This window comes from Dietzia aerolata, assembly GCF_014144865.1.
GTDB classification, from domain to species: Bacteria; Actinomycetota; Actinomycetes; order Mycobacteriales; family Mycobacteriaceae; genus Dietzia; species Dietzia aerolata.
The window spans coordinates 1-8,475 of sequence record NZ_JAALDM010000214.1 but is presented as its reverse complement, the minus strand read 5'-3'; the positions used below and the strand labels follow the sequence as shown (position 1 = coordinate 8,475).

The window sequence follows — 8,475 nt, the reverse complement described above, 5'->3', positions numbered from 1 at the left end:
ACATGACCACCGCCGCGCGGTAGGCCGCCACGTCCCATCCGGCCGGCGTGGTCCGGGCCGTGCTCGCGCTCGGAGCCACGCCGATATCCGAGAGGTCGTCGGCGTGAGGCGCCGCGTGCGGGTCGGCGCCGGGCGCGAGCGGCAACATGGCGCAGCGGTGAAAATCCAGCACCGTGCGGCCGTTTTGATCGGTGGTGGTCATCCGCAGCGCCGCGAGCCCGGTGGCAGGCCTGCCCGGCGTGAGGCGATTGCGTTTCAGCCCCACCACCTCGGTGCGGGTGGCGAGCGTGTCACCGATCCGCGGAAAGTGGCGAAAGCGCAGTCCGCGATAGAAAAGGTTCGCCTTGACGTGCCGGGTGACCAGCGTGGACTGCCCGATCGCGACGTCCGTGACAAGCCCCGGGTGCGCGAGGGCGCCGCCGGTCACCGCGGCCGAGAGGTGACGGTCGAGGGGGAGCCGGAGTCGGTCGCCGACGATCGCCTGGTGGGACGCGGCGAGGCCGTCGGTGAGGGTGACGGCGGGCGCGCGGTCGAAGACCTGCCCGTGGGCGAGCTGGTCGAAGAACGGGCCGGGATCGGGCAACGAAATGCTGCGCATGAATATAGGCTATAAGACCGTGGCCGCGCGGCGGGGGAGAATTTTTACGACGACGACGAGGTGTGGCGGATGCCCGAGTTGAGCGAGGACGAGTCCTACCTGATCGCCACGGTCCGGGAGTTCATCGACCGTGAGGTCAAGCCGACCGTCACCGAGGTGGAGCACTCCGATACCTACCCGGAGCGCTGGATCGAGCAGATGAAGCGCATCGGCATCTACGGGCTGGCCGTTCCCGAGGAGTACGGCGGCACGCCGGTGTCCATGCCCTGCTTCGTGCACGTGACCGAGGAGCTCGCCCGCGGGTGGATGTCGCTGGCCGGCGCGATGGGCGGGCACACGGTGGTGGCCACGCTGCTGGCCAGGTTCGGGACGCCGGAACAGAAAAGCACCTATCTGCCGCGACTGGCCACCGGCGAAATGCGCGCGACCATGGCGCTGACCGAACCCGGCGGCGGCTCCGACCTGCAGGCCATGACCACCACCGCGACCCGCGAGGGCGACGACCTGGTGATCTCCGGCGCCAAGACGTTCATCACCAACGCCCGGCGGGCCGGACTGATCGCGCTGCTGTGCAAGACCGACCCCGCCGCCGAGCCACGGCACAGGGGAATGTCGATCGTGCTGGTGGAGCACGGTCCCGGCCTGACGGTTTCGCGCGACCTGCCCAAGCTCGGCTATAAGGGTGTAGAGACCTGCGAGCTGTCCTTCGACGGCTACCGCATCCCGGCCACACAGGTCCTCGGCGGGGAGCCCGGCAAGGGCTTCGGGCAGATGATGTCGGGCTTGGAGGTCGGCCGCATCCAGGTGGCCAGCCGTGCCCTGGGCGTCGCCGCGGCCGCGCTCGAGGACTCCCTGGCCTACGCGCAGTCCCGCGAATCGTTCGGTCAGCCCATCTGGAAGCACCAGGCGGTCGGGCACCACCTGGCGAACATGGCCACCAAGCTCACCGCCGCCCGGCAGCTCACGCTGCTGGCGGCCCGCAAGTCCGACTCGGGCGAGCGCTGCGACATGGAGGCCGGCATGGCCAAACTATTCGCCTCCGAGGTGGGCATGGAGATCGCACTCGACGCCGTCCGCATTCACGGCGGCTACGGCTACTCCACGGAGTTCGACGTGGAGCGCTACTTCCGCGACGCCCCGCTGATGATCGTCGGCGAGGGCACAAACGAGATCCAACGCAACGTCATCGCCGCCCAGCTGGTGGCACGAGGAGGACTGGAATGACCGACGCACAGCGTGAGTCCGAAGCGCACGGGGCAGAATCGCGCGGGTCAGAACCCCGCGTGTTCGAAGGGCCGGGCCAGGTCGAGGCCGCGATCGGCACCCACATCGGTTACAGCGACTGGATGGAGATCACGCAGGAGCGGATCGACGCCTTCGCCGACGCCACGGGGGATCACCAGTGGATCCACGTCGACCCGGACCGTGCCGCCACGGGACCGTACGGGACGACCATCGCGCACGGCTACCTCACGCTGTCACTGCTGCCGGAGCTCGGCGCCGAGATCATGGACATCCGCGGCTTCTCGATGATGATCAACTACGGGCTCGAGAAGGTGCGGTTTCCCGCGGCCGTGCCCGTCGGCTCCCGGATCCGGGCCGGGATCGAGCTCACCTCGCTGACACGCAAGTCCTCCGGCCTCCAGCTGACCAGCACGGTCACCGTGGAGATCGAGGGCGGGAATCGGCCAGCGCTCGTGGCCGATACCGTTCGGCTGATGGTGGAGTGAACCGGCGGCACGATTGCCGACCTGAGCGAGGTACGCCCGTGACGTCCCGGGAGTTCCGGTGTGCGATGCGGGAGGCTGCGCCGTTGTCGTCGTCGTTCCTGTCTTCGTCGGTACCTCTCAAGGACGCGGCGGAGGGAAATTCATGACGGCGGGGAATTCATGACGAGTTAACTCACAGCTATGTGATTAGGCCGACAAGCGGCGTAGCGTCACTGGCAACGGTCGGTGGGGAAGCCGACCGTCGGGAGGTCCCAGCCGATGATCGTCAGACGCGATCGGGAGGGGGCCGGCACCCGGCCCTGTCACCCTAGGGTGACCTGGTCCGACCGGTCCACCCCAACTCGCCCGCGGGTGCCGCGGGCCAGGAGCGCGCCGTGACCGACACCGTACGTACCTACGTCCTCGACACCTCGGTTCTGCTGTCCGATCCGTGGGCCGTCACCCGCTTCGCCGAGCACCATGTGGTGCTGCCGATCGCGGTGATCGGTGAACTCGAGGCCAAGCGTCACCACCCCGAGCTGGGCTACTACGCCCGCGAGGCACTGCGCCTGCTGGAAGACATGCGGCTGCGACACGGCCGCCTCGACGGCGACCTCATCGTCAACGACGTCGCCGGCACCCTGCGCGTCGAGCTCAACCACACCGACCAGTCCGTCCTGCCCTCCGGATTCCGCAACACCGGCAACGACTCCCGCATCCTCGCCTGCGCACTCAACCTGCGCGCCGAGGGCGCCGAGACCGTGCTGGTGTCCAAGGACATCCCGCTGCGCGTCAAGGCCGGCTCCGTGGGGCTGCCCGCCGACGAGTACCACGCCCAGGACGTCGTGCTCACCGGCTACAGCGGGGTCGACAGTCTGGGCGCCACGCAGGAGCTCGTCGACGGACTGTTCTCCGACGGCCGGGTCAGCCCGCTGGTCGCCCGCGCCGCCGGGCTCGACGCCGACACCCCCGTGCACTGTGGGATCCGGGTGCAGACCGAGTCCTCCTCCGCCCTGGCGCGCGTCACCGACGACGGTGGACTCAAGCTCGTCCGCGGCGACGTCGAGGTGTTCGGCCTGCGCGGTCGCTCCGCCGAACAGCGCATCGCGATCGACTGCCTGCTCGACGAGTCCGTCGGCATCGTCTCCCTCGGCGGCCGCGCCGGGACCGGAAAGTCGGCTCTGGCCCTCTGCGCGGGACTGGAGTCGGTGCTGGAGCGTCGTCGTCATCGCAAGATCGTCGTGTTCCGCCCCCTCTACGCCGTGGGCGGCCAGGAACTCGGCTACCTGCCGGGCAGCGAGTCGGAGAAGATGTCGCCCTGGACACAGGCCGTGTTTGACACCCTCGAGGGCCTGGTCAGTGAGAACGTGATCGACGAGGTCATGGACCGCGACATCCTCGAGGTGCTTCCCCTGACCCATATCCGCGGGCGGAGCCTGCACGATTCGTTCGTGATCGTCGACGAGGCCCAGTCCCTCGAACGCAATGTGCTGCTCACCGTGCTCTCGCGGCTGGGCACGGGGTCGCGGGTCGTTCTCACCCATGACGTTGCGCAGCGCGACAACCTGCGCGTCGGACGCCATGACGGCATCCAGGCCGTAGTGGAGAAGCTCAAGGGGCACCCGCTGTTCGCCCATGTCACGCTCAATCGCTCCGAGCGCTCGGCTATCGCCGAACTGGTCACCACGATGCTCGAGGAGTTCCACCCTGATGGCACCCCGGGAGAGCTGCGGCGCATCCGCGCGGCCTGAGACGGTCCCGCGGGGCGTTCAGCCCGCACGCCAGGGTGGTAAGTGTTTGCTCATCACTTTCATGAGAGGATTCGGGTCCGGTCGAGTTTCGGCCGGACCCGAAGCCGTCTCCCACCCGAGGATTCTTCATGCTCCGTCGCCTGCCCGCTGTGACCTCGCTGCCCGTCATCGCGGCGATGGTCCTGACTCTCGCCTCGTGCGCAGACAACGCGAACGGCGAGACGGCCGACGTACAGACGGCGGCAGCTCAGGCGCAGGAATCCGATGCCGCCGATCCGGTGGTGCTGCGCATCGGCGACGAGAATTTTGACACCATCATGGCGATCCACCGACGCTACGTGGACGCCAAGGGCGGGCCGATCGCGCTGGGCGCTCCGCTGGCGCCCGCCGAGGACATCGACGGCGGCACGACGCAGGAATACACCTCGGGGGTCGTGTACTGGTCACCCCAGACCGGTGCGCACATCGTGCGAGGTCAGATCCTCGATACCTACCTGGAGAACGGTGGGCCCACAGGAAACCTGGGATGGCCGACCAGCGACGAGACCACCACTAACGCCATGATCTACTCCGACTTCCAGAACGGCCGGATCACACTGGAAGATCAGACCCTCCAGGTTGTCCGGTACTCCTAGTGGCCGGCGGAACGCCCGGGGACTGCTCGCTCAGCGCTTTCGGTCGAGTCCGGTCATCCCCAACACATCGAGCCGACGATCGAGCTCTTCCTCGGTGAGCGGATCGGGCACGAAGCCCAGGGCGATCACCGCTTCGCGGATCGTCATTCCCTCGGCAAGGGCATGCTTGGCCACGCGCGCGGCCTCCTCGTAGCCGATCGCCGAGTTGAGCGGGGTGACGATCGAGGGGGACGACTCGGCCAGGCGACGCATCCGATCGGTGTCGGGCTCGATCCCGTCGATGCACCGCTGCGCGAACAGCACCGACGACGTGGACAGGATCCGCACCGACTCGAGGACATTGCGCGCCATCAGCGGGATAGCGGTGTTGAGCTCGAACGCGCCGCTGGCACCGGCCCAGGCGACCGCGGCATCGTTACCCACGACCTGCGCTGCGACCTGCGCGACCGTCTCACACAGGACGGGGTTGACCTTGCCCGGCATGATCGAGGAACCGGGCTGCAGGTCCGGAAGGTGGATTTCCGACAGGCCCGTCATGGGACCCGAGCCCATCCACCGGATGTCGTTGGCGATCTTGGTCAGCGAGACCGCAACCGTGCGCAACGCACCCGACAGCTCCACCAGGCCGTCCCGGGCGGACTGCGCCTCGAACGGATCCACCGCGAGCCGCAGCTCGTCCAGCCCGGTCAGCGAACGCAACTGCTCGACGACCTCGGTACCGAAGCCATCGGGGGCGTTGAGGCCGGTGCCGGCGGCGGTGCCACCGATCGGTAGCTCACCCACGCGGGGCACCGTCGCCACCACGCGCTCGATGCCCGCACGGATCTGCCGGGCGTAGCCACCGAACTCCTGGCCCAACGTCACCGGCACGGCGTCCATGAGGTGGGTACGGCCGGACTTGACGACCTCGCGCCACTGCTCGGCCTTGGTCTCAAACGACTCGGCGAGCACGGTCAGCGCGGGCACGAGATCACTGATCACGACCTCCGTGGCCGCGACATGGGTCGCGGTGGGGAACGTGTCATTGGAGGACTGCGACATGTTCACGTCGTCGTTCGGATGCACGGTGACACCCGCGTCCGCGCACAGGGAGGCGATGACCTCGTTGGTGTTCATGTTGGAACTGGTGCCCGATCCGGTCTGGAAGACATCCACCGGGAAGTGCTCGTCGACCTCGCCCTCGGCGATCCGGCCCGCGGCCGCGACGATCGCGTCGACCTTGGACTGGTCGAGCAGCCCGAGACTGCCATTGACCGTGGCGCAGGCGGACTTGAGGAGCCCGAGCGCACGGATCTGGGCGCGCTCCAGACCGCGGCCCGAAACGGGGAAGTTCTCCACGGCGCGCTGTGTCTGCGCCCGCCACAGTGCGTCGACGGGCACTCGGACTTCGCCCATCGTGTCGTGCTCGATACGGAATTCACTCTGATCGGCCATGACCGCCAGCGTAGGCGCGTCCGCCGTGGCCTGCAGGAGACCTACACAGGATCGCCTGTCGACGCGAAGAGGGTTCCGCACGCATCCGCCGAGAAGCGGGTGTGCGGAACCCTCTGCGCGATGGGGCGGCGGGGTGCCGGCGATGGAGCGGCGGGGTGCCGGGGGAGGTGCGGCGGGGTGCCGGCCGCGAAGGATGCGACGATCAGGCGTCGGTGTCGCCCTGGCCGTAGTCGACGGCCGAGAACTCGCGGAGCTTCTCCATCTTGTGGCGGGCCTCGACGTGGCGCACGGTGCCGGACTTGGACCGCATGACCAGCGAGCGGGTGATGGCGCCGTTGGGCCGGTAGCTGACGCCGCGGACCATGTCACCGTTGGTGATGCCCGTGGCGGCGAAGAAGCAGTTGTCGCCCTTGACAAGGTCATCCGTGCCGAGGATCGCGTCGACATCGAGGCCGGCGTCGACGGCCTTCTGACGCTCCGCGTCATCCTGCGGCCACAGCTGGCCCTGGATCTCGCCGCCCATGCACTTCATCGCGCACGCGGTGATGATTCCCTCCGGGGTTCCGCCGATGCCCATGAGCATGTCCACGGAGCTGTCGTCGGAGGCGGCGGCGACGCCACCCGCGACGTCGCCGTCCATGATCAGCCGGACCTTGGCGCCGGCGGCGCGGATCTCGGCGATCAACTCGGCGTGGCGGGGACGGTCCAGGACGCACACCGTCATATCGCCCACGTCGATGTTCTTGGCCTCGGCCACGGAGCGGATGTTCCATTCGGTGGACTTGGACAGGTCGATCTTGCCGACGGCCTCCGGGCCCACGGCGATCTTGCGCATGTAGAACACCGCCGACGGGTCGAACATGGCGCCACGCTCGGCGACGGCGATCACGGCGATCGAGTTGGGGCGGCCCTCGGCCATGAGACGCGTGCCGTCGATGGGGTCGACCGCGACGTCGACGGCGGGGCCCGTGCCGGTTCCGACCTCCTCGCCGTTGTAGAGCATGGGCGCCTCGTCCTTCTCGCCCTCGCCGATCACTACGACGCCCGCCATCTCGACGGTGGAGATGAGCTCGCGCATCGCGTCGACCGCGGCGCCGTCGCCCCCGTTCTTGTCGCCCCGTCCGACCCAGCGGCCGGCCGCCAGGGCGGCGGCCTCGGTCACGCGGACCAGTTCCATGGCGAGATTTCGATCCGGGCGCTTGGCGTCAGACATGTGGTGTCGGGCTCCTCAGAAGAAGCTCCACGCGGGCGACGTGACGGGCGCGGAGCGGCTGTGATGGTCGGCACTCATTGTTCCACGTCGGGGTAACGGTCGTGGACCGACATGCTGCCCGGCCGGGGTGGAGTGGGATACTGGCGGCCGTGGCCGAGTCGAAACCGAGAATCCTGCAGGGCAACCGCGACATGTTCTGGTCGGTGATGGTGCTCATGGTGATCGTCGGCATCTTTGCCGGCGTCACCGGACAATGCTCCTTCAGCCCGTCCGGCCCGGAGCAGGGCCCGATCCGGGAGTTCGACGCCCAGGCGTCGCTGTCAGACGACGCCCGCACCCTCGGCTTCCCGATCCGTTCCCCCGAGGTGCCCGAGGGGTGGACCTCCAATTCCGGTCGGGTCCAGCCACTCGGTGCGAGCACCTCCAGCCACGTCGGCTGGGTGACCGGTGAGCGCAGCTACATCGAGTTGATCCAGACCGATGCCCCCGAGGACTCGGTCCGGATGGTCGACGGTGAGCCGCGCCCCAGCCGGACGATGGTGCCGATCTCCGGCCGAGAATGGTCTGTCTACACCGGCGACGACGTCCGTCCACTGTGGGTGCTCGACATGGGAGACACGCGGGTCGCCGTGACCGGCTCCGCGCCGACCTCAGAATTCGAGACCCTCGCCTCCGCCGTGCAGGACAGCCAGCCATTGCCGACGAACTAGGAGGGGCGATGACCGTGGCGCCGGTCGCTGCAGTTCAGCTGGGACTGGAGCCGGCCTCGTCGTCGTCGCCCAGGACCGCGTCGATCCGCTTACGCGCGCCATCCAGATGCTCGGTGCACCGCGCTGCGAGCTCCTCACCCCGCTCCCACAGTGCCAACGAGGCGTCGAGGTCCTGACCACCGGCCTCGAGGATCCGGACGACCTCGATCAGCTCGTCGCGGGCCTGCTCGTAGCCCAGCTCGGATACGGGGGTCTGCTCGTCGGACATCAGGAATTCTCCTCGGTGGTGGGGGAGGTGGGATCGGGGTCGGCCCGGCGGGCGGGACCGCCGGCGGCCGGGGTGGCGCCGAGAACCGCGGCCGACAACGCACCGTCGGAGACGCGGATACGCAGCTGCGTGCCCGGCGGGGCGTCGGCGATGGACG

At 68.6% G+C, this 8,475-nt stretch carries 9 protein-coding genes; 5 read left to right on the top strand and 4 right to left on the bottom strand.

Annotated features, from left to right (window positions below):
* Nucleotides 1-598: MaoC family dehydratase (locus G6016_RS12350; RefSeq protein WP_241730275.1), on the bottom strand; the 598-nt coding region annotated here is incomplete at its 3' end.
* A gap of 69 nt (nt 599-667) precedes the next feature.
* Here G6016_RS12350 and G6016_RS12345 point away from each other — a divergent pair.
* The 4 genes from G6016_RS12345 (at nt 668) to G6016_RS12330 (ending at nt 4,693) form a co-directional block, all read left to right on the top strand.
* Nucleotides 668-1,822, top strand: a complete 1,155-nt coding sequence (locus G6016_RS12345; RefSeq protein ID WP_182632943.1) for an acyl-CoA dehydrogenase family protein — start codon at nt 668-670, stop codon at nt 1,820-1,822.
* Nucleotides 1,819-2,328 carry a MaoC family dehydratase gene (locus G6016_RS12340; RefSeq protein WP_182632942.1) on the top strand — a complete coding sequence of 170 codons (510 nt, stop codon included), beginning with the start codon at nt 1,819-1,821 and terminating at the stop codon, nt 2,326-2,328. The genes G6016_RS12345 and G6016_RS12340 overlap by 4 nt, the downstream gene beginning before the upstream one ends.
* A 374-nt stretch (nt 2,329-2,702) precedes the next feature.
* Nucleotides 2,703-4,058: an RNA 5'-3' helicase PhoH2 gene (gene phoH2 / locus G6016_RS12335; protein WP_182632941.1), complete on the top strand. Its 1,356-nt coding sequence runs from the start codon at nt 2,703-2,705 to the stop codon at nt 4,056-4,058.
* A 128-nt stretch (nt 4,059-4,186) separates the two neighbouring features.
* Nucleotides 4,187-4,693, top strand: coding sequence for an LGFP repeat-containing protein (locus tag G6016_RS12330; protein WP_182632940.1), 507 nt, complete (start codon nt 4,187-4,189; stop codon nt 4,691-4,693).
* A 30-nt stretch (nt 4,694-4,723) separates the two neighbouring features.
* Here G6016_RS12330 and G6016_RS12325 read toward each other — a convergent pair whose 3' ends face one another.
* Both G6016_RS12325 and glpX read right to left on the bottom strand, forming a co-directional pair.
* Nucleotides 4,724-6,127: a class II fumarate hydratase gene (locus G6016_RS12325; RefSeq protein WP_182632939.1), complete on the bottom strand. Its 1,404-nt coding sequence runs from the start codon at nt 6,125-6,127 to the stop codon at nt 4,724-4,726.
* A 202-nt stretch (nt 6,128-6,329) separates the two neighbouring features.
* A complete protein-coding gene (glpX, locus tag G6016_RS12320) occupies nt 6,330-7,340 on the bottom strand; it encodes a class II fructose-bisphosphatase (RefSeq protein WP_182632938.1) in 1,011 nt (336 codons plus the stop codon).
* A 149-nt stretch (nt 7,341-7,489) separates the two neighbouring features.
* On the opposite strand from glpX, the gene G6016_RS12315 reads away from it, so the two are divergent.
* On the top strand, nt 7,490-8,050 hold the full coding sequence (locus tag G6016_RS12315; protein ID WP_182632937.1) for a DUF4245 family protein: 561 nt from the start codon (nt 7,490-7,492) through the stop codon (nt 8,048-8,050).
* Between the two features lie 34 nt (nt 8,051-8,084).
* On the opposite strand, the gene G6016_RS12310 is transcribed toward G6016_RS12315, so the two are convergent.
* Nucleotides 8,085-8,318 (bottom strand): exodeoxyribonuclease VII small subunit, encoded by a 234-nt coding sequence (locus G6016_RS12310; protein WP_182632936.1) that lies wholly within the window; start codon nt 8,316-8,318, stop codon nt 8,085-8,087.
* Nucleotides 8,319-8,475: the final 157 nt, after the last annotated feature.